The following is a 23,766-nucleotide window of genomic DNA, read 5'->3' on the forward strand; positions in this document are numbered from 1 at the left end:
GCGCAAACACAGCAGCCGGGGACCCCAATATTCTTATTCAAACGTAATCTTATCAACAGCCTCGCGATCCAAACGCTTAATGACCTCTACAATCAGCTTAACAGCATTTTCATAGTCATCTCGATGGAGCATTGCAGCATGTGAATGAATATAACGGGTTGCAATCGTAATCGCCAGCGCTGGTACACCATTATGCGTTAAATGGATGGAGCCCGCATCTGTTCCACCGCCTGGGATGGATTCAAACTGGTAAGGGATGTTGAGTTCATCCGCAGTATCCGTTACAAAATCACGCAGTCCTTTGTGCGCTACCATCGACGCATCATAGACAACCACTTGGGGCCCTTTGCCCATTTTGCTCATCGCTTCTTTTTCGCTAATTCCAGGTGTATCGCCGGCTATACCTACATCAACTGCAAAGCCGATATCCGGCTCGATTTTATAAGTAGCTGTCTTGGCACCGCGTAAGCCAACCTCTTCTTGAACATTTCCGACGCCGTAAACAACATTCGGATGATCAACACCTTGCAATTGCTTTAAAACATCAATCGCAATCGCACAGCCGATGCGGTTATCCCAAGCTTTCGCAAGAAGCATCTTTTCATTGTTCATTACGGTAAATTCAAAATATGGCACGACCATGTCTCCAGGACGCACGCCCCACTCAGATGCTTCCTCCCGGCTTGATGCACCGATATCAATAAACATATCTTTGATTTCAATTGGCTTCTTGCGGGCTTCCGCTGATAAAACATGCGGCGGCTTAGAGCCGATAATTCCTGTTACATTGCCTTTCCTAGTAACAATCGTGACACGCTGTGCAAGCATGACCTGCCCCCACCAGCCGCCGACTGTTTGAAAACGGAGGAAACCCTTGTCATCAATTGCCGTCACCATAAAACCGACTTCGTCCAAGTGACCGGCTACCATGATTTTAGGGCCGCCCTCCTTGCCGACTTTCTTTGCAATTAAACTGCCTAATCCGTCAGTCGTGATTTCATCTGCATATGGTGCTATGTATTTTTTCATGACTTCGCGGACTTCACGCTCATTGCCAGGAATTCCATTGGCATCGGTTAAATCCTTCAACATGGTCAATGTTTCATCCATTTTTGCCATTATTTAGCCCCCTTTTATATGTACGATCATTTTCATTATAACGAAACTATTTGACAATTAACAAATTAATAGTTGTTTTGCTGTCTTTGATAATTTACTTCGTTTTTTGAAAAATATGCCTGTTCCATTTCTTCATAAGATATCCCAAGCAGGACTGCAAGCTGCAAATATGCTTCGAATAATCGCAGGTAATCCTCAAAGCTTTGTGTTTTTTGAAAAATGGTGACCCCTTCATAAACACGTAAGAACTGTTCCGTCACGCTGCACTCAGGCTGTGCAGCCTTTAATTCCATTCCTTTTTGATCAAATCCGCACTCAATCCCCAGCGATAAAATAAAATGAACCCCATCAACGAACTCCTCAAGAATCACATTTTTTGATGATGAAGGCTTAACGCTCCAAAATTTAAAGCAGCGGGTTTCGTTAGCGAGCTCACCAAGCTCAACTAATAAAGCGAGAACTTTTCGGCTGAATAAATCCTCGTCCTGAAGCTGATGCTTTTCCTCAATATGCGAATCTAATGCCTTTTGCATTTGAAACAACTTCACAAGGTTCATTATTAGAACACTCCCTTTATAAAAAGTATGACATCGATGATTGCCAGAATCGGAAAGCCAATCTTGAACTGCAGATGCTTTGTTTTATGCCGGAAAAAGTACATCCCAACCGCAGCGCCAACAGCACCGCCAAATAACGCTGCAAGCCATAACGTTCTTTCACGAATCCGGTATTGATGTTTCTTCGCTCTGTTTTTATCAACGCCCATTAAGCTGAACGCCACTATGTTTATAGCCATAATAGCTGCCCATAATCCTACCATAAACAATCTCCTCTACAGAAAAGGCCATCCTCATCATAGAGAATGGCCATATGTTTAATTATTTATTTAGTTGAGCTTTAGCAGCGTTTGCTAATTCAGCAAATGCGTTTGCATCGCTGATTGCTAATTCAGCAAGCATTTTGCGGTTTACTTCGATTTCAGCAAGCTTTAAACCATGCATTAAACGGCTGTAAGAAAGACCGTTGATGCGAGCTGCTGCGTTGATACGAGTAATCCAAAGTTTGCGGAAGTCGCGCTTCTTTTGGCGACGGTCGCGGAATGCATACATTAAAGATTTCATAACCTGTTGGTTAGCAACTTTATATAATGTATGTTTTGAACCATAATAACCTTTAGCTAATTTAAGAACTTTTTTACGACGTTTGCGAGTAACTGTACCGCCTTTTACACGTGGCATGTAATTTCCCTCCTAGATTAAATCAATGCTTATATCGATTACTTTACGTTTGTTAATAATTGACGAATGCGTTTGAAATCACCTTTAGATACAAGTGAAGACTTGCGAAGCTTACGCTTAGCTTTTGTAGATTTGTTTGCGAATAAGTGGCTTGTATAAGCGTGGTCACGCTTTAATTGACCAGATCCAGTTTTCTTGAAACGCTTAGCAGCGCCGCGGTGAGTTTTCATTTTTGGCATTGGGATGTCCTCCTTATTACTTTTCGATTTTAGGTGCTAAAACCAAGAACATGCTACGGCCATCCATTTTTGGATGAGACTCAATCGTAGCTACTTCCTTACACTCTACTGCAAAACGGTCTAATACTTTCTGACCGATTTCTTTATGGGTAATTGCCCGGCCCTTGAAACGGATGGAGGCCTTTACCTTGTCGCCTTTTTCCAAGAACTTAATAGCATTGCGAAGCTTTGTATTAAAGTCGTGCTCATCAATTGTTGGACTTAAACGAACTTCTTTTGTCGTGATAATCTTTTGGTTCTTTCGAGCTTCTTTTTCTTTCTTTTGATTCTCGAATTTAAATTTGCCGTAGTCCATAATCCGGGCTACCGGAGGCTTAGCGTTTGGTGCTACAAGCACTAAATCTAAATTCACTCGTCCGGCAATCTCCAGCGCTTCGATTTTGGATTTAATTCCTAACTGCTCGCCATTTTGATCAATCAAGCGAACTTCACGAGCGCGAATCCCATCATTTACTAACATGTCTTTGCTAATAATTAGCCACCTCCAAGGTTTAATCAAGAATACAACGTTTGGAAAAACATACTCCCCACCAAGATTTTTTTATGTTTGGCAGTCCATGAGAAGTACAAATAAAAAAGTGTGGATGTACACACCCACACTTTACGAACAAAGTTAAAATAACTAAAAGTCCTCGTAAAACCTGCCAACTACCAAACTGCGTCAATCAGGTGAGAAGCGGGTGCTTCTTCTTTTCCTAGAAACAAGTATTCAATTTATACCTTAGATACTATATCACAAGCAAAGAACTTTTGTCAAATGAACTCCTTTTGTGACAACGAAATTTATTTTAGCAGGAAAGCGGAAATTATTCAACATATTTTTATTACAGGTAAAAGTTAACAAAATATTCATTCCTAGGAGAAGCATTTTTTATTAAAATAAATTTGGAGAAAGGATGTGGCTAAATGGCATATAAACCGCGAACTGAGTCTGAAGAATTACTCATTTTAGGACTGTTAAATGCCCGGATGACTTTATCAGATGATGACAAGAAGCATTATCTACGACTAAAAAAGGGATATGAAGGAGAGATAATGTTTGATAAGCTGACGGAACAGCTCAGATGCGAAAGCATTATTTTAAACGATTTGTTGTTTACGGTACACAATCAAACTTTTCAAATTGACTCATTGATTATTGTGCCTGAACAAATTTATTTGTATGAAGTAAAAAATTATGAAGGTAATTATTTTTACGAGTTAGGGCCAGAATCCGAACCAGAATCAGATAGATTATATAAGCTGCCAAAGACTGAATATACTAATCCACTTTACCAGTTAATTCGGAGTGAATCTTTGCTCCGCCAATTGCTTCAAAGCCTGGGAGTAAATCTGCCGATTGAAGCCAAGGTAATTTTCATCAATCCCAAGTTCACACTATACCAAGCTCCCCTCACCAAGCCCTTTATTTTTCCAACACAGGTATCTAGTTATTTAGAAAAATTGGACAAGTCACCATTAAAGCTAACTGACTATCACAAGAGGCTTGCAGACAAACTTGTTTCTCTCCATATTAAAAAATCACCTTATACACAATTGCCCTCATATCGATATGACCAGCTGAGAAAAGGACATACCTGTAAAATCTGCAACTCGTTTTCGATTTCTGTTGAAGGAAAGAATTGTATTTGCTTGGATTGCGGGAATGAAGAGTTGGTGACAGACGCTGTTTTGCGATGTGTGAGCGAAATTAAGCTGCTTTTTCCTGGGATGAAAATAACGACTAATGTTGTTTATGAATGGTGCGGGGTTGTTGAATGTAAAAAGAGAATCAGAAGGATATTGAATAAGCACTTTAAAGCAATTGGGGTTAGTTCAAATACTTTTTTCGAGTAAGTCCGGAACGGTTTTGTCCGAAGGTTGCTCAGGTTCGGACACTTCCATCGCTTTTTCAACCGGTTTTGTCCGATGGTTGCACGGGTTCGGACACTTTCATCGCTTTTTCAACCGGTTTTGTCCGAAGGTTGCTCGGGTTCGGACAATTCCATCTCTTTTTCAATCGGTTTTGTCCGAAGGTTGCACGGGTTCGGACACTTTCATCTCTTTTTCAATCGGTTTTGTCCGAAGGTTGCACGGGTTCGGACACTTCCATCTCTTTTTCAATCGGTTTTGTCCGAAGGTTGCCCGGGTTCGGACACTTTCATCTCTTTTTCAATCGATTTTGTCCGAAGGTTACGCTGATTCGGACACTTCCGCCTCTATTTCAAGCAGTTTTGTCCTTAAAAAACAAAAAAGGGAGATTGCTCTCCCCTTCTAAAATTATTTCTGCACTTCCGCCTTCAACCCAGCAAGAAACTCCTCAAACGCCTTAGTATCAGACTTCTGCTCGCCATATTTACGTACGTTAACAGCGTTTTCCTCGACTTCCTTATCGCCGACAACCAGCATATAAGGGATTTTCTGCATTTGCGCTTCGCGGATCTTATAGCCGATTTTTTCATCACGGCCGTCCAATTCAACGCGGAAGCCTGCAGCCTTCAATTGTTCCTGTACCTTTCGGGCATAATCAAAATGCGCTTCTGGCGAAACAGGAATCACTTGAACCTGTACAGGCGCCAGCCAAGTTGGGAATGCGCCCTTGTATTCTTCAATTAAGTAAGCCACAAACCGTTCCATAGTGGACACCACGCCACGGTGGATAACAACCGGACGGTGCTGCTTGCCATCTTCACCAACATACGTTAAATCAAAACGTTCAGGCAGCAAGAAATCCAATTGCACAGTCGACAAAGTTTCGTCCTTGCCTAAAGCAGTTCTGACTTGAACATCCAATTTAGGACCGTAGAATGCCGCTTCTCCTTCAGCTTCGAAATAATCAAGGCCAAGGTCATCCATCGCTTCTTTTAACATGCTTTGTGCTCTTTCCCACATTGCATCGTCATCGAAGTACTTTTCCTTATCTTGAGGATCACGATACGATAATCGGAATGAATATTCCTTAATATCGAAATCTTTATAAACCTCTAGAATCAGCCGAACAACTCGCTGGAATTCTTCCTTAATTTGATCCGGACGAACAAAGATATGCGCATCGTTCAAAGTCATCCCGCGGACACGCTGCAATCCGGATAAAGCACCTGACATTTCATAACGGTGCATTGTTCCTAACTCAGCAATCCGAATTGGAAGCTCACGGTAGCTGTGCATCGCATTTTTGTACACCATCATATGGTGTGGGCAGTTCATCGGGCGGAGCACTAATTGCTCATTGTCCATTTCCATTACCGGGAACATATCTTCATGGTAATGATCCCAGTGGCCGGAAGTTTTATATAACTCCACGTTTGCCATAATCGGTGTATAAACATGGTCATAGCCTAGGCTGACCTCTTTGTCCACGATATAGCGTTCAACGATACGACGGATGGTTGCACCCTTTGGCAGCCAAAGCGGCAACCCTTGCCCTACCTTTTGAGAATTAGTAAATAAGTTAAGCTCCTTACCAAGCTTGCGGTGGTCACGCTCTTTTGCTTCTTCAAGCAAACGAAGATGTTCAGCCAACTCTTCCTTTTTGAAAAAGGCAGTGCCGTATACGCGCTGAAGCATTTTGTTATTGCTGTCGCCGCGCCAGTAGGCACCCGCAATGCTTAACAGCTTAAATTCTTTAATTTTTCCAGTTGATGGAACATGGATACCGCGGCATAGGTCGAAGAAATCCCCCTGCTCATAGATCGTTACTTGTTCATCATCAGGAATAGCTTCAATCAACTCAAGCTTATACTCATCGTCGATTTCTTTAAAAAGCTGAACCGCTTCGGAACGGCTGACTTCTTTGCGGACAACTTCAATGTTCTCGCTAACGATTTTCGCCATTTCCTTTTCGATTTTAGGAAGGTCTTCAGGTGTCAAAGATTCCTCTAAATCCATATCGTAATAAAATCCGCCTTCAATAACAGGGCCGACACCAAGCTTCGCTCCCGGGTACAAACGCTTAACAGCCTGTGCCATTAAGTGGGCAGTACTGTGGCGCAATACCTCAAGGGCATCCTTAGATTCTGGTGTCACGATTTCTATTGAACCGTCTTCTTGAATTGGACGGCGAAGATCATACATTTGACCGTTTAGTTTGCCGGCAATAGCCTTTTTCTTCAGACCAGGGCTGATGGATGCCGCAATATCTTCTGTTGTCGTTCCTTTTGGGAACTCCTTTACTGCCCCATCAGGAAATGCAATTTTTACAACATCTGACATCATCAATTCCTCCTTATAAAATAAAAAATAAAAAACCCGTCCCTAGGAATAGGGACGAGTTTTGATTAACACGTGGTTCCACCCAATTTTTCATTTTCAGAAGCTGCCAACAGGCATACTGAAAATGACTTTAGGTCAGGGTAACGGCTGATTGCCGTCAACAATTACTAGCTTCATGAAAAAATGAAGTGTTCACTGGTGAAGTTTAAAGGTGGTAAGTATTTCTTTCGTGTTAGGAGGCTTTCAGCCGCGTCCTCCCTCTCTAAAAACCGTAAAAAAATACTGTTGTCCTTATCATTACATTTACTATGATATAAGCTATGTACGTTATTATAATGATTTAGTTTTAAAAAATCAACTTCATAAAACAAATTATTTTAACAATTTGTATTTTTTATCCATGGTTTTCGGAGGAAGTTGCTTTTCCTACCCAATTTTTCACTTCCCGGAGCGCCTCGAATTGCCTGACCTTCACTCTTTCCTCAAAAATATTCTTAATTGTTCTGACAAGCGGGGCCTCCGGATCATTTGTATAAAGAAAAATAGATGTTGGCGCCAGAGATAATAGCGGGGCAATCGAGGCCGAATCGACGTAAACCGGATGATTCACCAACAGCTTTCGGTCAATCAGACGTATCAATTCGCTTCGTTTCATTTCTTCAAAATGTTCATTGTAAAAGGTGATTTCATCATCAAATAATAGATGCAGCACATCAATTTTCGGCTCCCGATTTGCCAAAAAATCTCTCAGCATATTCACAAACATTTGGTATTCCTGCTCCATTTTATATTCATCAATTGAAAGCTCCACATAGCTTTCAAGGAGCTGGAGATACGAGCGCAACCTAAATTTCGCAAACGAATCAAACGAGAACGAAATATTTTCCTGGAAAACATGATGAATGGCTTCCTTAATATTAGGTTCCTCATTATTTTCCTGTAAAAAAGAAGAAAGTTCAAAGCGATGCCCTTCTAAAATGGAATAAAGAATCTCCAAAATTTGCTGCCGTTCCTCCAGGTCTTCGTAAAAAAATTGCTGCTCCAAAATATCCATAAACCAGTCATCGCGTTTGATACATGTAATAAACTCATAAAAAGCGTCTTTAACCTTGGCAAATAAATGGTCAGAACAAGAGCCATCCATTATTTTCACTATATGTCGATCTTCAAAAAGAAGAATATTTTCATAATCAAGAAGATTATTTAATACTTTTTGCAAATGATTATAAAAACGGATTGCATCCATCTTATTTTGGAAGATGATTTCTGCCAACCAAATCCCCCCTAAAAACCGAATCTCTGTTTTAATATATATGGGGGACTTGGCCAAAATAGAAGTTTTAAAAGTGCAAAAAAGGACTCCGGCGAAATACCGGAATCCCTTGTAACATTAATTTCTGCGGTTGGAACCGCCCACCATTACGGGTTCGCTCAAAGAACGAATTCTCTCCATTATGCGGCGGGCCTTCATTTTTTCCTCTTCGCCGCGTTGGCTGTAGGTTAAATGGTGCTCGAGCCCTTGAAAATCAAAATTAGAAGTAAAGAAGGTCGGCAGGCTCTCAAGCATGCGAAATTGCAGGATTGGTCCAAGCACTTCATCGCGCGTCCAGCTGGACATCGCTTCAGCACCAATATCATCAAGCATTAAAATCGGCTCTTTTTTTAACGCATCGATTTTTTCGTTTAAAGTCGAATCGGCGATGGAGCTTTTCATCTCCCGCAGCAACTCCGGAACATAGACAACCATCGAAGAAATCTGTTTTTTGGCAAGTTTATTGGCAATGGCTCCTAATAAATAGGACTTTCCAACACCAAACTTCCCGTAAAAATAAAGTCCCTTCACCGGCTTGCCCTGCTCATATTTCAGTAAAAAAGCGGCCGCTTTCTGAACGGCATCGATCCGTTCCTCATCATGTTCAAGTTCCTCGAACGAGGCATTCAGGATATCCTTTGGCACATGTAAACTTTTAATGAGTTTCTCATTTTTCCGCTTCTCATCTTCCATAATTTTTCGCGGACAGCGGTCGTACCGCAAATCGATGGAACTCCTCGTTAAAATTAATTCAGGATGATACCCCTTCATCATGTTGGTACATGCCTCAAGATTTTCACACTTGTGACAGTACCTGCTTTGCTGCGTATATTCATAAAGCTTCATCAGGCTCTTCTCAATAATCTCCTCCGTGAGGTCCTGCTGATGCTTCCTTAAAAAATCCCTGACATCAGGATTGGCCAATGTGTCCTCACGCATTTGCGCAAATCGTTTTTGAAAATTCTCATGTGAGGCTAACCGTTTTAGAGTTTTGTTGATCTTTTCCATAATTCACCTCCAGCATCTAGTCATCAAATGCCTTAAGCATTTCTTCTATTTCACGTTTTTTTGCTTCTAAATCTTTGGTCGTTTCCTTGTGCGGCTCAGCCTTTTTGGATGGATCTTCGTCAAACCATTCTGGAAGAAACTCCGTCCGGATTGGCTTTTGCTTTGATGTTTTTCCGGTAGCCTGTTTATTTTTGGCCGTTTTTTGGGATTCCTTCTTGGCTTGCTCCATCGCTTCTTTGACCGTCTTTATTTGCAGCCTTGCCCAGTTGCTGGCAATTGTCCCGGTGTACCCCTTTGTCAGCTTCATATCGGTCTTTAGCATCACAAAATGCATCAGCACATTTAAAACACCTGGAAGAAGCTTTTGATTGAACATGATCTCTTCAATCAGCTCAATTTCCGATTTTGATGGTTCTGCCCCTCCCGACAGGTCTTTTAAAAACTGCAAAGGGGACGTTGTTTCCAAATAATGAATGAGCTTCTCTTCCTTTGTTTTTGGCTCTTCCGTTTGAACCCGATGGGCAGCCGGCTGGGTACGTTCGATGAGTGTCGGCAGCTGGTCATAGTTCACAAATTGATACCAATCACGCGCAGCTTTTCGCAACTCTTCCAAATCAATTTCATTTGCCTCATTAACAGCACTGAGAATAATATTTTTCATTTGAATAGCATCGATATTATAAAGAAATGCGAGTTTACTAATAACCTCTTTTACCTTATGGTTTAAAGCTTTGTTCGGGACAAGCGATTCATTTAAACCGGCGATAAGCAGATCAAAATCAAACGTACCGATATCAATTTGCACACCACTTGAATCGTGACGCCCTATAAAGTGCTGGTCTGTATCGGCAGCAAGATCCTCAGAGTTATCCTGCATATATTGGATAGTACCGGGTGTTGCTGACATAAACACTTCCTGAAACGCCTTAGTGGTTTCCTGATATCCTGTACCTTTTGGGATTTGCTGTTCCGAGAAAAAGCGTTTTAAACGGGAAAAATGATTTTTTCCAATTTTACGATAAAGATAAATGTTAAGCATACCATCCAAAAAAAACTGGTCCGGGCTTAACGGAGGGTGGAGTTCATAAATAAAGGAACGCACCTCATCCTCCGTTTTAACATAAGTCTTCACCAAGCCGATTCCTTCGAGTTTTAGGCGTGCTTCATAGATTTCATTTAGATTCCGACCTAGTAGATTCATTAATAAATGGTGTGTGGAGGATTCCGACCATAATCGATTTTCTTCCAGTTCAGCCCAGAGTGTCATATACAAGCTAAAGCAAGTTGACCCAATTAAAGGCTGGTATAAAAATGTCAGCACTTTTCGGTCATACTCATGCAGCAGTCCATTAGCGGTAACAATATAACGATCGATTGGAAGTATTTCCTGCCAATGCTGCGCCATTTTCATTCAAACCTTTCCTATTAGCTAAAAAAGAGCCGAAACAGCTCTTTATAATTTCTCTTTGTTCATTAATTCTTTTAATTCTTCGATAAAAACATTGATATCTTTAAATTGGCGGTAAACTGATGCAAAGCGGACATATGCAACCTCATCTACTTTTGAGAGCCTGTCCATTACCATTTCGCCAATCTCATCACTTTTAATTTCAGAAACACCCTGACTTCGAAGAGCTTTCTCTACACCATGTGTAATGTCCTCTAATTCCTTTAAAGCAACAGGGCGCTTTTCACATGCCTTAATAAGCCCGCGCAGGATTTTATCGCGGCTGAATTCTTCCCTCGTTCCTTCCTTTTTGACGACAATTAAAGGAATCTCTTCGATTTTCTCAAATGTAGTAAAACGGTACCCGCATTCTTCGCATTCTCGTCGTCTTCGTGTTGCACGTCCCTCATCCACAGGCCGGGAATCAAGTACGCGTGTGCCATAATTCTGACATGAAGGGCATTTCATCTCCTAAACCAACTCCAAATCTAATAGGTAAATCCGAACATTTTCCGCAACAATTCTTACTATTATCTTATAAAAAAGAACACCTTTTCACAAGTAAAAGTATTAATAGTTTTTTCCTGTTCCAATATTGGTATGTACTTGGCTAATTCGCTTATAGTAGGCGACAATACGTTTTTTTAATTCCGGATAGGTCCCAAGCATTGCGAACTTTTCGGATGAAATAGTAAAATCCACAGCTGTTTCCATCGGTTTAACAGAGACAATTGTTGCAATAAGAAAACATGGGAAGGGCTTCTGAATATCAACAGCAATCTCGCCGTGCTCCTTAGAAACCGTTGTAACATGGCAATCAGCATCTTCTTTAAAAATTTGTTCTACCGAATCGAAAACCTGATTGAATGTCCCTTTATAATAATGAGTTTTTAAAGAATCATCAGTTTGTTTATCTGTTGTTTCAATTTGTCTTTTAAAACGGGTAAAGAGCCCCAATAAAATCGCCATTAGCGTCCCTCCTTGTAAACCTTTGTTTCTAGTGTATATCAATATCCCGAAAATATAAAAAGAGGTGCCTGTAAAGCAACCTCTTTTTAATCTTATCTTATTTAGCTAACCTTTACCTGCGACATTTTAGCCATTTCTTCGGCGACAAGTAAACTTAAGTCGACTACTCGTGTAGAATAGCCCCACTCATTATCATACCAAGCCAATACTTTTACTTTTCTTGTCCCCATTACCATCGTGGAAAGTCCATCGATAATGGCGGAATGTTCATTCGTATTAAAATCGACTGAAACTAATGGTTCCATCGTAAAGTCTAAAATTCCTTTTAACGGACCTCCGGCAGCTTCTCTAAACGCCTTGTTAACATCATCCACCGTTACATCTTGCTTAAGGTCTACAACTAAATCAACAAGGGAAACATTTGGCGTTGGAACGCGCAGTGACATTCCATGTAGTTTGCCCTTCAATTGCGGCAGAACAAGAGATAGTGCTTTCGCTGCTCCTGTCGTAGTCGGAATGATAGATTGTCCGCACGCACGAGCCCGTCGTAAATCCTTGTGTGGATTATCGATATTTTTTTGATCATTTGTGTAAGCATGAACAGTGGTCATTAATCCGCATTCAATTCCAAATTTATCATCTAAAACCTTTGCAACTGGTGCAAGGCAGTTTGTTGTACAAGATGCATTAGAAATAACTTCATGGTGTTCAATATCGAGCATTTCTTCATTTACACCCATAACAATCGTAACGTCTTCATTCTTACCCGGTGCAGTAAGGATTACCTTCTTTGCTCCCGCTTCTAAATGCAGCGCAGCCTTTTCCCTAGCGTTAAACTTTCCAGTTGCTTCAATGACAATATCAATTCCCAATTCTCTCCATGGAAGTTCTTCTGGATTACGATTACTTAAAAGCTTGACTCTTTTTCCATTTACAAGCAGTTCATTATCTAAAGGGATAACTTCTCCCTGGAATGTTCCGTGATTGGTATCATATTTAATTAAATGTGCTAACGTTTCAGCAGGATAGCTTGCGTTGATTGCGACAACATCCAGCTTTTTCTCAAGGATTGCTTGTCTAAAAACCATCCTTCCAATTCTTCCAAACCCGTTAATGGCAATTCTTGCTCTCATTTTACGGCCCCTTCCGCATTAATGTTATACTTTTATCTCCATCTGATGGTATTAGTATAACACATTTAGTTTTATTTGTGATGAATAAAAAGCGTATTTTTTAAAAGTTTTATAATTCAGATAACTCCACACAAAAAAAGAAGGGGTGAATGCCCCCCTTCCATAGTTATTGATATGTTTTTTGAATTCCCCATCCGGCTAATATTTCAATGAGCTGCTTTTTTGTTTCTTCTATTGATCCATTATTATCAATGACGGCATTGGCCAGTTTTACTTTTTCAGCAAGCGGCATTTGCGAGTTGACCCTGGCCTGTGCATCTGCTTCTGATAGCTGGTTTCTCTGCATCAGCCGTTTCAACTGCGTTTCTCTGTCTACATAAACAAGGATCGTTTTTTCAACCATGAAGGTCAGCTTGCTTTCAAATAACAAAGGAATATCAAGAATAATTACTTCTTCTTGATTCTCCGAAGCCTTTTGAATCTTCTCCATCATTCTTTTTCTAACTTCGGGATGAACAATTTGATTTAAAAGCTGCCTTTTTTCTTCTTGGTAAAAAATAATCGCGCCGAGTTTTTGTCTGTCTATTTCCCCATTTTCTAATAAGATGTCCTGACCAAATTCGGCAATGATTTTCAGGTAGGCAGGTTCTCCTTTGTCTACCGCCAGACGCGCTTCGACATCTGCATCAACAACTGTTATATTCATTTCTTTTAACATATTAGATACTGTGCTTTTTCCACTGGCGATTCCGCCTGTTAAACCGATAACAAGTGACATACTCCTGCCCTTTCCCTTTCCTAATGTTATATCTTCCATATTCCTATGATGATTAATAAGATTCCCGGTATAAACGTAAACTTTTGAACCCAGTCAAAACGGTAAAAAAAGGACCCGAATTTAATTCCCAATAACACAAATAATGAACTCATAACCGCAACGGTCAAGGCTAAATAAATGGGTGGGAATCCAAGCATCGCTGCTCCAATTCCTGCACCAAAGGCATCCAGTGAAAGAGCGAAGCCTAACATTAATGCCTCTATCCCGGTAATCGTCCCGGATTTGTCAAAATCCGCCGACATCGGTTTTCTTAAAATATTGATTGCCAGCCCCAATGACCGAATTTCAAAGTTTACAATTGTTTTTTCATGTTCAATCGGTTCTTTTTCTTTCTCAGGGCGGAAAAACTGGTATAACACCCATGCTCCAAGCCCGATTAAAATAAATCCTCCAAGTCTTGCTGTAATACTCGGTGATAATACTTTTTCAAGTCCATGTCCAATTGATACCGCAATCATCAATGAGATGGCTGAGCAGCATGCAATGATGAGAATGGACTTAAACGGCATAACCATTTTTCTTAATCCATACGTAAACCCTACGCTAAAGCTGTCAAGACTGAGAGCAAGAGCGAGTATGAGAAGTGAGAACAACTGAACCATGATGTGTCTAGGACTCCTTCCTGCAAAATACTACGATAGTATATGGCAGGAGCCTATCCAGTGTTAAAACTGGAATCTAGACAGATTCATTCTTTGCTCTTTTAATTTTAAGCCTTTGACATTTCGGGCAATAATGGGTGCCCCTTCCCCCTACGGTCGTTTTTTCAAGGGGCGTTCCGCATTTCTTACAAGGTTCCCCTTTGCGGCCATAGGCATATAACTCTAGTTGAAACATGCCAATTTCCCCTTGAGAATTCACATAGGAGCGAATCGTGCTGCCGCCTTTTTCGACTGCTTCACTTAAAGTTTCAACAATTTCTTTATGCAGCAACTCAATTTCTTTTTTCTTCAGTGATCCCGCCAGCCTTTCGGGGTGGATACCTGACCGAAATAACGCTTCATCAACATATATATTTCCAAGACCAACAAATAGGTTTTGGTCCAATAAAGCCGTTTTAATTTTTCGATTCGTTTTTTTAAGCATTTCCCCTAAGTACTCTTTGGTAAAGTCTTCTGAAAAAGGTTCAGGACCAAGCTGGATAAGGGGAGGCTTAGTAAATTCCTCACCCTTTTTGTATAGATGCATGGTTCCAAATTTCCGGACATCCCGGTAGCGCAGTTCAGTCCCATCTGTAAAGTGAAAAATCACATGGGTGTGCTTATCGAATGGCTCTTCCTTCGGGTATAATCCGTATCTGCCCTCCATACGCAAATGGGAAACTAAGGCTAAATTCTCTGTATAAAGAATTAGAAATTTCCCTCTTCTTCCGATTGCAGCAAAAGTCTCACCTTTTAAAGCATCGATGAATTGTTCCGCTTCAGCAGGATTTTTAATGATTTTCGGCCAATACACGGTTACATCTTCGATGGTTTTATGAAGAACAAGCTTTTCCAGTGTTCTCCTGACTGTTTCTACTTCTGGAAGCTCTGGCATATAATGCAGCCCCCTTTGCTGGTGTATTTACTTTGCATCAAACCATGTTGGTCCGTAAGCATAATCTACTTTTAACGGGACGGATAGCTCAATCGCATTTTCCATCACTAACGGCACTAATTGTTTAAGTATTTCCAATTCCTCCTCAGGAGCTTCAAAAATCAATTCGTCATGTACCTGCAAGAGTAATCGTGATTTCAACCCTTTATCTTTTAATGCCTCATCCATATCAATCATCGCTTTTTTTATGACATCAGCGGCACTTCCCTGAATGGGCGTATTCATTGCCGTTCTTTCGGCAAAGCTTCTCAAGTTAAAATTTCGGGCCGTTATTTCCGGAAGGTATCTTCTCCTATGGAGCAATGTAGAGACATATCCTTTCTGCTTTGCTGAATGGACGATTGTCTCCATATATTCCTTTACACGCGGATAACTGTTCAAATAACGCTCAATGAACTGCCCTGCTTCCTTCCTCGTAATGCCGAGCGACTGGGAGAGTCCATAATCGCTGATTCCATAAACGATCCCGAAGTTTACAGCCTTTGCCTGCCGTCTCATATTGGAGGTAACTTGGTCTGTATCAACATGGAATACCTCCATGGCTGTGCGTGTATGAATATCCATATCCTCTTTAAATGCTTGGATTAGCTTTTCATCACCGGAAATATGTGCAAGAACCCGCAGCTCAATTTGTGAATAGTCCGCTGCAAAAATCAACCAGTCTTTTTCGGACGGAACGAAGGCCTGACGGATTCTTCTTCCTTCCTCGAGACGAATCGGGATATTTTGCAGGTTGGGATCAATGGAGCTTAACCTCCCTGTAGCCGTTAAGGTTTGCTGGAATCTTGTATGAACCTTATCTGTCTCTGGTTCGATTACCTTTAGCAATCCTTCAATATAAGTGGATTGCAGCTTTCCTAATTGACGGTAAAGAAGAATATGTTCAATAATCTCATGTTCACCAGCCAGCTTTTCTAAAACATCGGCCGAGGTCGAATACCCGGTTTTCGTTTTCTTAAAAGAAGGGAGCTGCAATTTTTCAAATAAAATGACGCCTAATTGTTTCGGAGAATTAATATTAAATTTTTCACCGGCTAATTCACAGATTTTCTCCTCGATTTCAATAAGCCGTTCGTTAAGCTCACGACCCATTGACTCCAGGCGCTCCCGCTCCACCTTAATGCCGCATGATTCCATATCAGCTAAGATGAGTGATAACGGCATTTCGAGTTCCGTAAATAAACTATATTGTTCATTTTTCTTTAGGTCATCTTCTAATTTGTCTTTTAATTCGGCCATAGCCATCCCCTTGCGGACAAGGTGCTCGGCAAGCCGGTCTGTTTCAGGAATCCTTTGTTTAGCCCCTTTTCCATAAAACGATTCATCAGATTGAATATTACGAATGCCATACTTACCCGCAATTGCCGCTAAATCCTCACCCGTTTCTGATGGATTCAAAATATAAGAAGCCATTAAAATATCAAAATCCGCCCCTTTTAAATGAATTCCCTGTCTTCTTAAGGAAACTTCAGTGCGTTTTGCGTCATATACCGTTTTCTTCTTCCCTTCATCCTCAGCCCAGTTCTTAAACGATTCCGAATTTAGCGCTTGTTCCGTTGGGAGAAAGAAATGTCCATTGTCGTTAACGATCGAAAATCCGATGATTTCCGCTTGATGATAGTTATCTTCTAGCATTTCCACATAAAAATAATTGGTATTTGCAAATAAATCGCCGCTAATTTCGGATGGAATTATGTATTCAACCTCTTCAAGCTCTTGTATCACATCTACTGCCGAATCTTCACCAAATTTATCCAATAAAGATGAAAATCCTAATTCCTTAAACAAGCCTATTAATTTTTCTCTCGTAAACCCATCATATGAGATATCCTCTAAGTCTACCTCCACGGGCGCATGTCTTTCAATCGTTGCAAGCTGCTTACTCATTGCCGCCTGCTCTTTAAACTCTGTAAGCTTTTCCTTCAGCTTGTTCCCGCTAACCTTGTCAATTGATTCTAATAATTGTTCAAGAGTGGAAAATTCCTTCAGCAGCTTGATGGCAGTTTTTTCGCCTACTCCTGGTACGCCAGGTATATTATCGGATGAGTCCCCCATCAGACCTTTCATATCAATAATTTGGTCAGGGATTAAGCCATACTTTTCCTGAACATGCTCCGGCGTGTACACCTCTATATCTGTAATCCCTTTACGGGTAATCCCCACGGTAGTATGCGGTGAAGCAAGCTGTGTTAAATCCTTGTCGCCGGAAATAACCTTTACTTCAAATCCGTCTTTTTCAGCTGTTAACGAAAGCGTCCCAATAATATCGTCCGCTTCGTAATTCTCCAATTCATATCTTGATATTCCGTAAGCATCTAATAGCTCCCTAATAAACGGAAATTGCTCTGATAATTCCGGCGGTGTCTTCTGTCTGCCGCCTTTGTATTCTTCAAAGGTTTTGTGGCGGAAGGTTGTTTTGCCGGCATCAAAAGCAACCAAAATATGGGTTGGCTTCTCTTCCTCCAAAATCTTCATCAGCATCATGGTAAAGCCGTAGACCGCATTAGTGTGAATACCTTTATCATTGTTCAAAAGCGGCAATGCAAAAAAAGCCCGGTATGCAATACTATTGCCATCAATCAGCACAAGCTTTTTGTGTTCCATTCAATCACCTTCCTAAAAAATAGTTCACGTTCTTCGGCAGTTCGATTATAAACTCGCTGCCGCTTCCTAAATCACTTTTCACTTTAATATTTCCATGGTGTGCCTCAATCAAATGTTTCACGATGGCCAAACCAAGGCCTGTCCCTCCTGAATTTCGATCTCTGGCCCGGTCGACCCGGTAAAAACGTTCAAAAATCCGGGGAATTTCATCCTTCTTTATCCCTACACCAGAGTCCTTAACATGAACACGGACAACTTCGTCCTTTTCAACGAGTAATACCTTTACTACTCCTTCTGAAGGTGTGTAGGTAATGGCGTTCCCTATAAGATTAATAAAAACTTGCTTTAATCGGTCAATATCACCTTTAAGGCAGGCACTTTTTTGCTCGCTGACAAGCTCAAGCTGAATGTTTTTCGCTTGTGCTTTACCGGATAATAGAGTAATGACGTCCTCTAGCAGCTCAAATAAATCCAATTCATTAATGTTTAACAGGAAGTTATGCTGCTCAATCTTTGAAAGTTCTAGCAGGTCATGGATTAGGGATTGTAGCCGATCGCTTTCTTTTAAAATAATAGAAAGAAATGATTCCAATGTCTCTTTGTCATTCATTGCTCCATCCAGAAGAGTTTCTGAAAACCCTTTAATTGATGTGACTGGTGTTTTTAGTTCGTGCGAAACGTTGGCGACAAAGTCTTTTCGCATTTGTTCGAGCTTTTTCATTTCCGTAATGTCATGAAAAACGAGTAAAATTCCTTTCCAGACATTGTTTTTCCCAATGATTGGAACACCGTATACATCAAAATATCTTCTTTCAATTTGTAATGGGATAAGCAGCTGCTTTCTTGCTTTTTGTTCTGTCCGAAAAACCTCTGCTATGATCTGGCATAGTTCTTTTTCCTGAAGAACTTCATAATAAAGCTTATCTAAATAATCAGATGGTTCTACTTGGAATAGTTCGATATAGCCTTTATTAATTAAATTAATATACCCTCGGCTGTCAATAAGAATTAAACCTGCTCCCATGTTCTCAATCAATGCCTTTAAACGGTCCTGCTGCATTTCCTGCATTTTTTTGAGTTCCTGAAGATTTTCTGCCAGCCTATTAATGGTGACAGCCAGCATCCCTGCTTCATCATTTCTGTCAACAGTTGTCCGGGCACGGTAATTTCCCTTTAAGAGTTCGACCGCTACATTTGTCACAGACTTTATCGGCTTTATATATCTGGTGGAAATTCGGATTCCGAGATAAACAATGATGATAAGGTCAATTAAAAGACTGACGGATAGGATCCACCATATTTGCCTTTCATTAAATGAATGTACAAAATAGCTATGGAACAACTGACCGAACAGAATTCCCAATCCGATTAATTCTGAAAAAATTAATATAATTAAAGAAAACAAAAGTTTAGTTCGAAACTTTGTCATTCTTCTTTTGGCTCCTCCAATTTGTAACCAAGTCCGCGAATAGTTTTTATATAAGCCGGTTTTCTGGTATCCTTTTCAATTTTTTCTCTTAAATGAGAAATATGTACATCGACTATCCTAGTATCGCCAGCAAAGTCATAATTCCAAACAGCACTTAATAATTGATCCCGGGTTAAGACATTTCCTTTGTTTTGGGCAAGGTAGTGCAGCAATTCGAATTCTTTAAGAGTTAGCTCAAGCAAATTCCCCTCAATAAATGCTTCATATTTTCCCGGAAAAATGGTTATTTTCCCGATTGTAATCAATGAATCTTCTTTTGGGCTTGGGTCTCCCACATCCGTCTGCAAATAAGTTCTTCTGAGAATCGCCTTAACACGTGCAATCACTTCCCTTGGACTGAAAGGCTTCACCATATAGTCATCCGCGCCAAGCTCCAAGCCCAAGATTTTATCAAGCTCTTCATCTTTTGCCGTTAGCATCAATATAGGTGTCATTATACGCTCTTGCCGAAGCTGCTTGCAGACTTCCATACCATCCATTTTGGGAAGCATTAAATCCAGCAGGATGATGTCTGGTGATTCCTGTACAGCTAGCTGCCGCCCTTCTTCGCCATCCATTGCGGTAATTACTTCATATCCCGCCTGTTCCAAATTGTATTTTAGAAGTGTCACAATAGAGTGTTCGTCATCAACTACCAATACCTTTGTTTTCATCGTAAGGCCCTCCGATTTCGGTTCTCTCTTTCCTTCATTTAACATTATTATATTATAAATCCGAAAAGAAAACCTTTATCGGATAACTCGCACTGAAAATATGAAAAGGAATGTGTATTTGCACATTCCTCAAGCTGTCGAAGAACTTTCGATAGCCTTTTATTTCACCTCAATCTATAACAATTTTCAACGCGTTAATTTGTTATGATTTTATTAGTTTAAAGGCTTTTCAACAGGTCTGTTGATTTGCGCTCCAGGCGCTTCGCTTTCCGCGGGCGTGCCGGGGAGCCTCCTCGTCGCTAAAGCTCCTGCGGGGTCTCCCCTGCCCCGTACTCCCGCAGGAGTCTTCGCGCCTTCCGCTCCAATCAACAGGTGTATTTAATAAGGACCTTAATCACACAATAAAAAATAGGCTCTGTTATTATTCATTGTTGATTTCTTGTAGCTAAGAGAATTCATAGGCGGAGAATTTCCCGCTAATGTATATAGAGGAAGCTTAAGAAGCAGAAATAAACGGAGTTATTCCGATTAACTGCTCTAAATAAGACAAAATCCAAAGATTTGGAGCATATTAACGGAAAAGCTTCCTTTATTTTTAAGGAAATATGGGTATTTCCCAATTTAAACGGAATTTTACCGTTTATTTTACAAACACAGTGAAATCAACTTTCAGTTATAACAGACCAAAAAATAAAAAAAGATTGCAACACACTTAATAATCTTAGAAAAAGTGTCTTGCAATCTTTAGTTGAATGACTCCCTGTTGATTGGAGTGGAGGGCACCGACTCCTGCGGGATATAGAGGTCACTGGAGACCCCGCAGGCGCATTCAGCGCCGAGGAGGCTCCAGGACCTCCCCGCGGAAAGCGTGTGCCCGGAGCGGAAATCAACAGGCCCAAATGCAGAGACAATCTATTAATAAAAAACAGGTTCTATTAAAAATTATCTAATGCTCTGGCATGGATTTCTTCCAGGCGATATGGCGGACAGACTTTAAGCACACCGTTGATAACCGTTTCATTTTTTTCATTGAATGCCGAAACATGAATAGCAACAAAATGCCCTTCACGATTTACCTCGATTACTTCAAATAGAAATTCAACTGTTGAATAATGGTAAACAGGCTTTGTAAATTCGATCGTTTGGCTCATTACATGACTTCCCGGGCCAGGGAGATATTTTGAGATTGCTGAAGTCATCATCCCTGTCAGCATCACGCTTGGGACAATCGGCTTTTCAAAAGGGGTCTGTGAAGCATAGTCGTGCTGTATGTAGAGCGGATTAGCATCGTCGGTTATTCCCAAATATAAAAGAAGGTCTTTATCCTCCACCTTCTCTGAGAAGGAAAGTTTTTCCCCAACGGTTATTTCCTCAATTCTTCTTCCTAGCTTACGTTTTTTTCCTAAAAGCATCACGAACCTCCATTTGAAAACGATTTCATTACCTCAGGAAAATTCGGGAAGGGTTTATGCCCTTCCCGAATATAAAGCACCATTATTAAACTAAAACATTCATGACATTACGTACAGATTCAACCGATTTATCTAACGCAGCTTTTTCTTCTGCAGTCAGGTCAAGCTCGATTACTTTTTCAATACCATTCGCACCTAGGATAGTCGGCACACCCAAATAAATGCCTTCATAACCAAATTCACCTTCAAGGTAAGCGATAGAAGGTAATACACGGCGTTGGTCTTTTAAAATCGCTTCACACATTTCAACCAATGAGGCTGCAGGAGCATAGTAAGCACTTCCGTTACCAAGAAGGTTAACGATTTCACCGCCGCCTTTTCTTGTGCGTTCAACAATTGCTTCTAACCGATCTTTTGGAATCAGCGTTTCTAAAGGAATACCACCGGCATAAGAATAACGTACGAGTGGTACCATGTCATCCCCATGGCCTCCTAGTACGAAGCCCGTAATATCTTTAACTGAAATGTTTAATTCTTGTGCAACAAATGTGCGGAACCGAGCAGTATCAAGTACACCGGATTGACCGATTACACGGTTTTTAGGGAAGCCAGATTCCTTAAACACAGTGTAGGTCATCGCATCCACCGGGTTCGTTAATACAAGGATTGTACAGTTTGGAGAATATTTTGCGATTTCAGAGGTAACAGCTTTCATTACTTTTTGGTTTGTTTGCACTAAATCATCACGGCTCATGCCCGGTTTGCGTGCGATACCTGCAGTGATAACAACGATGTCTGAGTCTTTCGTATCTTCATAATTTGATGTTCCAGTAATATTGGCATCAAATCCTTGAACAGGGCTTGCTTCAAGCATATCTAACGCTTTCCCTTTAGTGGGATTTTCCATTTGCGGAATATCAACTAATACAACATCACCAAGCTCTTTTTGGGCAAGCAAAAATGCAGTAGTTGCTCCAGTAAAACCTCCGCCAATTACAGAAACCTTTTTACGTTTTAATGACATACTTTTTCTCCCCTTTTTGAATGAACTTTTTAAATAAAGGGCTGTTATAAAAACAGCCCTAAATACACTTTGTTGTTATCACATTAGCTTTTCTTATTCCATGTTCTTAATTAGTTCGTCACCAAATTCAGAAGTTTTAACTTCAGTTGCGCCTTCCATTAAACGAGCGAAGTCATAAGTAACAACTTTTGAAGCAATCGTTTTTTCCACTGATTTAATGACCATTGTAGCTGCTTCAGTCCAGCCCAAGTGCTCAAGCAGTAGTACACCTGATAAAATGACAGATGAAGGATTTACCTTATCAAGACCTGCGTACTTCGGTGCAGTACCGTGTGTTGCTTCGAAGATTGCGTGTCCAGTTTCATAGTTGATGTTAGCTCCTGGAGCAATCCCGATACCGCCAACTTGTGCTGCAAGTGCATCTGAAATGAAGTCGCCGTTTAAGTTCATTGTAGCCACAACATCGAACTCACGTGGACGAGTTAGGATTTGTTGTAAGAAGATATCAGCAATCGCATCTTTCACGATAATCTTGCCAGCAGCTTCAGCATCAGCCTGCGCCTTGTTAGCAGCATCTGCACCTTGCTCAGCTTTAATGCGATCATATTGAGCCCAAGTAAAGACTTTATCGCCAAATTCCTTTTCTGCAAGCTCATAACCCCAGTTTTTAAACGCGCCTTCTGTAAATTTCATGATATTGCCTTTATGCACGAGTGTAACGGATTTACGGCCTTCTTTAATTGCGTAATTAATAGCAGCACGGACAAGACGTGTTGTACCTTCTTGAGAAACAGGCTTAATACCGATACCTGAAGTTTCAGGGAATCTGATTTTATTTACGCCCATTTCGTTTTGAAGGAAGTCAATTACCTTTTTAGCTGCTTCAGTTCCTTTTTCATACTCAATACCTGCATAAATATCTTCAGTGTTTTCACGGAAGATAACCATATCTGTATCTTGCGGACGCTTAACTGGTGAAGGAACACCTTCAAACCATCTTACAGGACGTAAGCACACAAACAAATCTAGCTCTTGGCGTAAAGCTACGTTTAACGAACGAATTCCTCCGCCAACAGGAGTAGTAAGTGGACCTTTGATGGCAATTAGGTACTCATTAATTACATCTAAAGTTTCTTTTGGAAGCCATTCGCCAGTTTGATTGAATGCTTTTTCTCCAGCAAGAACTTCCTTCCAAACTAATTTACGCTCGCCTTTATAGGCTTTTTCAACAGCTGCATTTAAAACTCTCTCAGATGCAGCCCAAATATCTGGACCGATGCCGTCTCCCTCAATGAATGGGATAATTGGATTGTTTGGTACGTTTAAGACTCCATTTGTTACCGTGATTTTTTCACCTTGCATGGTAGTTCTCCCTCCTAGTATGTAAAAACGTGAAAACCTGATGATATGGTAAAGACTTAAGTAAAGGTTAGC

At 40.7% G+C, this 23,766-nt stretch carries 23 protein-coding genes and 2 other annotated features; of the genes, 1 reads left to right on the top strand and 22 read right to left on the bottom strand.

From position 1 onward, the window contains the following. Positions 1-33: 33 nt before the first annotated feature. From V5M37_RS22835 to infC, 6 genes are all read right to left on the bottom strand, one after another. Positions 34-1,119 (bottom strand): M42 family metallopeptidase, encoded by a 1,086-nt coding sequence (locus tag V5M37_RS22835; RefSeq protein WP_423799273.1) that lies wholly within the window; start codon positions 1,117-1,119, stop codon positions 34-36. 65 nt (positions 1,120-1,184) lie between these two features. Next, on the bottom strand, positions 1,185-1,676 hold the full coding sequence (locus tag V5M37_RS22840) for a dUTP diphosphatase (protein WP_423799274.1): 492 nt from the start codon (positions 1,674-1,676) through the stop codon (positions 1,185-1,187). Positions 1,677-1,678: 2 nt separating this feature from the next. Next, positions 1,679-1,939, bottom strand: a complete 261-nt coding sequence (locus V5M37_RS22845; protein WP_423799275.1) for a DUF1294 domain-containing protein — start codon at positions 1,937-1,939, stop codon at positions 1,679-1,681. Between the two features lie 58 nt (positions 1,940-1,997). Continuing rightward, positions 1,998-2,357, bottom strand: a complete 360-nt coding sequence (gene rplT / locus V5M37_RS22850) for a 50S ribosomal protein L20 (RefSeq protein WP_423799276.1) — start codon at positions 2,355-2,357, stop codon at positions 1,998-2,000. Positions 2,358-2,395: 38 nt separating this feature from the next. Then, positions 2,396-2,596, bottom strand: a complete 201-nt coding sequence (gene rpmI, locus V5M37_RS22855) for a 50S ribosomal protein L35 (RefSeq protein WP_213119942.1) — start codon at positions 2,594-2,596, stop codon at positions 2,396-2,398. Positions 2,597-2,612: 16 nt separating this feature from the next. Next, positions 2,613-3,116: a translation initiation factor IF-3 gene (infC, locus tag V5M37_RS22860; RefSeq protein WP_277398316.1), complete on the bottom strand. Its 504-nt coding sequence runs from the start codon at positions 3,114-3,116 to the stop codon at positions 2,613-2,615. 106 nt (positions 3,117-3,222) lie between these two features. Further along, positions 3,223-3,354 (bottom strand) — a sequence feature (ribosomal protein L20 leader region). Between the two features lie 208 nt (positions 3,355-3,562). Here infC and V5M37_RS22865 point away from each other — a divergent pair. Next, positions 3,563-4,492 (top strand): nuclease-related domain-containing protein, encoded by a 930-nt coding sequence (locus V5M37_RS22865; protein ID WP_423799277.1) that lies wholly within the window; start codon positions 3,563-3,565, stop codon positions 4,490-4,492. Between the two features lie 423 nt (positions 4,493-4,915). Here V5M37_RS22865 and thrS read toward each other — a convergent pair whose 3' ends face one another. The 16 genes from thrS to icd all read right to left on the bottom strand — a co-directional run bounded on the left by thrS (position 4,916) and on the right by icd (position 23,694). Then, positions 4,916-6,847 (bottom strand): threonine--tRNA ligase, encoded by a 1,932-nt coding sequence (thrS, locus tag V5M37_RS22870; protein ID WP_423799278.1) that lies wholly within the window; start codon positions 6,845-6,847, stop codon positions 4,916-4,918. Between the two features lie 47 nt (positions 6,848-6,894). Further along, positions 6,895-7,154, bottom strand: a binding site (T-box leader). Positions 7,155-7,241: 87 nt separating this feature from the next. Beyond that, positions 7,242-8,120, bottom strand: a complete 879-nt coding sequence (gene ytxC, locus V5M37_RS22875) for a sporulation protein YtxC (protein WP_423799279.1) — start codon at positions 8,118-8,120, stop codon at positions 7,242-7,244. Between the two features lie 117 nt (positions 8,121-8,237). Continuing rightward, the gene (dnaI, locus tag V5M37_RS22880) at positions 8,238-9,167 is read right to left on the bottom strand and encodes a primosomal protein DnaI (RefSeq protein ID WP_423799280.1); all 930 of its coding nucleotides are present in this window, start codon (positions 9,165-9,167) and stop codon (positions 8,238-8,240) included. 16 nt (positions 9,168-9,183) lie between these two features. Then, positions 9,184-10,572 carry a replication initiation and membrane attachment family protein gene (locus V5M37_RS22885; RefSeq protein ID WP_378584422.1) on the bottom strand — a complete coding sequence of 463 codons (1,389 nt, stop codon included), beginning with the start codon at positions 10,570-10,572 and terminating at the stop codon, positions 9,184-9,186. 48 nt (positions 10,573-10,620) lie between these two features. Next, positions 10,621-11,082, bottom strand: a complete 462-nt coding sequence (gene nrdR / locus V5M37_RS22890; protein WP_213144638.1) for a transcriptional regulator NrdR — start codon at positions 11,080-11,082, stop codon at positions 10,621-10,623. Positions 11,083-11,184: 102 nt separating this feature from the next. Beyond that, complete coding sequence (locus V5M37_RS22895) at positions 11,185-11,583, bottom strand: hypothetical protein (RefSeq protein WP_423799281.1); 399 nt, start codon at positions 11,581-11,583, stop codon at positions 11,185-11,187. A 101-nt stretch (positions 11,584-11,684) separates the two neighbouring features. After that, positions 11,685-12,716 (bottom strand): glyceraldehyde-3-phosphate dehydrogenase, encoded by a 1,032-nt coding sequence (locus V5M37_RS22900; protein ID WP_423799282.1) that lies wholly within the window; start codon positions 12,714-12,716, stop codon positions 11,685-11,687. A 166-nt stretch (positions 12,717-12,882) separates the two neighbouring features. Further along, positions 12,883-13,494 (bottom strand): dephospho-CoA kinase, encoded by a 612-nt coding sequence (gene coaE / locus V5M37_RS22905; protein ID WP_378584272.1) that lies wholly within the window; start codon positions 13,492-13,494, stop codon positions 12,883-12,885. 26 nt (positions 13,495-13,520) lie between these two features. Beyond that, the gene (ytaF, locus tag V5M37_RS22910) at positions 13,521-14,156 is read right to left on the bottom strand and encodes a sporulation membrane protein YtaF (RefSeq protein ID WP_423799283.1); all 636 of its coding nucleotides are present in this window, start codon (positions 14,154-14,156) and stop codon (positions 13,521-13,523) included. Positions 14,157-14,232: 76 nt separating this feature from the next. Then, entirely contained in the window at positions 14,233-15,090 is an 858-nt protein-coding gene (gene mutM, locus V5M37_RS22915; RefSeq protein ID WP_423799284.1) for a DNA-formamidopyrimidine glycosylase, read from the bottom strand. Positions 15,091-15,117: 27 nt separating this feature from the next. Further along, on the bottom strand, positions 15,118-17,754 hold the full coding sequence (gene polA, locus V5M37_RS22920; protein ID WP_423799285.1) for a DNA polymerase I: 2,637 nt from the start codon (positions 17,752-17,754) through the stop codon (positions 15,118-15,120). A 4-nt stretch (positions 17,755-17,758) separates the two neighbouring features. Then, entirely contained in the window at positions 17,759-19,183 is a 1,425-nt protein-coding gene (pnpS, locus tag V5M37_RS22925) for a two-component system histidine kinase PnpS (RefSeq protein WP_423799286.1), read from the bottom strand. Further along, positions 19,180-19,896: a winged helix-turn-helix domain-containing protein gene (locus V5M37_RS22930; RefSeq protein ID WP_423799287.1), complete on the bottom strand. Its 717-nt coding sequence runs from the start codon at positions 19,894-19,896 to the stop codon at positions 19,180-19,182. Before V5M37_RS22930 ends, pnpS begins: the two co-directional genes overlap by 4 nt. A gap of 935 nt (positions 19,897-20,831) precedes the next feature. Next, complete coding sequence (locus tag V5M37_RS22935) at positions 20,832-21,308, bottom strand: MaoC/PaaZ C-terminal domain-containing protein (protein WP_423799288.1); 477 nt, start codon at positions 21,306-21,308, stop codon at positions 20,832-20,834. An 85-nt stretch (positions 21,309-21,393) separates the two neighbouring features. Beyond that, positions 21,394-22,332, bottom strand: coding sequence for a malate dehydrogenase (gene mdh, locus V5M37_RS22940; RefSeq protein WP_213144628.1), 939 nt, complete (start codon positions 22,330-22,332; stop codon positions 21,394-21,396). Positions 22,333-22,425: 93 nt separating this feature from the next. Continuing rightward, positions 22,426-23,694, bottom strand: a complete 1,269-nt coding sequence (gene icd / locus V5M37_RS22945) for an NADP-dependent isocitrate dehydrogenase (RefSeq protein WP_423799289.1) — start codon at positions 23,692-23,694, stop codon at positions 22,426-22,428. Positions 23,695-23,766: the final 72 nt, after the last annotated feature.

The organism is Neobacillus sp. SAB-20_R2A, from assembly GCF_049568635.1.
In the GTDB taxonomy this organism is placed as follows: Bacteria; Bacillota; Bacilli; order Bacillales; family Cytobacillaceae; genus Neobacillus; species Neobacillus citreus.

Bases quoted from the DNA above. Each gene is read 5' to 3' on its own strand.
- V5M37_RS22840 (WP_423799274.1), bottom strand. From the start codon at position 1,676: ATGAACCTTGTGAAGTTGTTTCAAATGCAAAAGGCATTAGATTCGCAT.
- V5M37_RS22835 (WP_423799273.1), bottom strand. From the start codon at position 1,119: ATGGCAAAAATGGATGAAACATTGACCATGTTGAAGGATTTAACCGAT.
- rplT (WP_423799276.1), bottom strand. From the start codon at position 2,357: ATGCCACGTGTAAAAGGCGGTACAGTTACTCGCAAACGTCGTAAAAAA.
- V5M37_RS22930 (WP_423799287.1), bottom strand. From the start codon at position 19,896: ATGAAAACAAAGGTATTGGTAGTTGATGACGAACACTCTATTGTGACA.
- infC (WP_277398316.1), bottom strand. From the start codon at position 3,116: ATGTTAGTAAATGATGGGATTCGCGCTCGTGAAGTTCGCTTGATTGAT.
- rpmI (WP_213119942.1), bottom strand. From the start codon at position 2,596: ATGCCAAAAATGAAAACTCACCGCGGCGCTGCTAAGCGTTTCAAGAAA.
- V5M37_RS22895 (WP_423799281.1), bottom strand. From the start codon at position 11,583: ATGGCGATTTTATTGGGGCTCTTTACCCGTTTTAAAAGACAAATTGAA.
- ytaF (WP_423799283.1), bottom strand. From the start codon at position 14,156: ATGGTTCAGTTGTTCTCACTTCTCATACTCGCTCTTGCTCTCAGTCTT.
- polA (WP_423799285.1), bottom strand. From the start codon at position 17,754: ATGGAACACAAAAAGCTTGTGCTGATTGATGGCAATAGTATTGCATAC.
- V5M37_RS22900 (WP_423799282.1), bottom strand. From the start codon at position 12,716: ATGAGAGCAAGAATTGCCATTAACGGGTTTGGAAGAATTGGAAGGATG.
- coaE (WP_378584272.1), bottom strand. From the start codon at position 13,494: ATGTCACTTGTTATCGGTTTAACAGGCGGAATCGCCAGTGGAAAAAGC.
- V5M37_RS22935 (WP_423799288.1), bottom strand. From the start codon at position 21,308: ATGCTTTTAGGAAAAAAACGTAAGCTAGGAAGAAGAATTGAGGAAATA.
- nrdR (WP_213144638.1), bottom strand. From the start codon at position 11,082: ATGAAATGCCCTTCATGTCAGAATTATGGCACACGCGTACTTGATTCC.
- thrS (WP_423799278.1), bottom strand. From the start codon at position 6,847: ATGTCAGATGTTGTAAAAATTGCATTTCCTGATGGGGCAGTAAAGGAG.
- mutM (WP_423799284.1), bottom strand. From the start codon at position 15,090: ATGCCAGAGCTTCCAGAAGTAGAAACAGTCAGGAGAACACTGGAAAAG.
- V5M37_RS22885 (WP_378584422.1), bottom strand. From the start codon at position 10,572: ATGGCGCAGCATTGGCAGGAAATACTTCCAATCGATCGTTATATTGTT.
- dnaI (WP_423799280.1), bottom strand. From the start codon at position 9,167: ATGGAAAAGATCAACAAAACTCTAAAACGGTTAGCCTCACATGAGAAT.
- V5M37_RS22865 (WP_423799277.1), top strand. From the start codon at position 3,563: ATGGCATATAAACCGCGAACTGAGTCTGAAGAATTACTCATTTTAGGA.
- V5M37_RS22845 (WP_423799275.1), bottom strand. From the start codon at position 1,939: ATGGTAGGATTATGGGCAGCTATTATGGCTATAAACATAGTGGCGTTC.
- mdh (WP_213144628.1), bottom strand. From the start codon at position 22,332: ATGTCATTAAAACGTAAAAAGGTTTCTGTAATTGGCGGAGGTTTTACT.
- icd (WP_423799289.1), bottom strand. From the start codon at position 23,694: ATGCAAGGTGAAAAAATCACGGTAACAAATGGAGTCTTAAACGTACCA.
- pnpS (WP_423799286.1), bottom strand. From the start codon at position 19,183: ATGACAAAGTTTCGAACTAAACTTTTGTTTTCTTTAATTATATTAATT.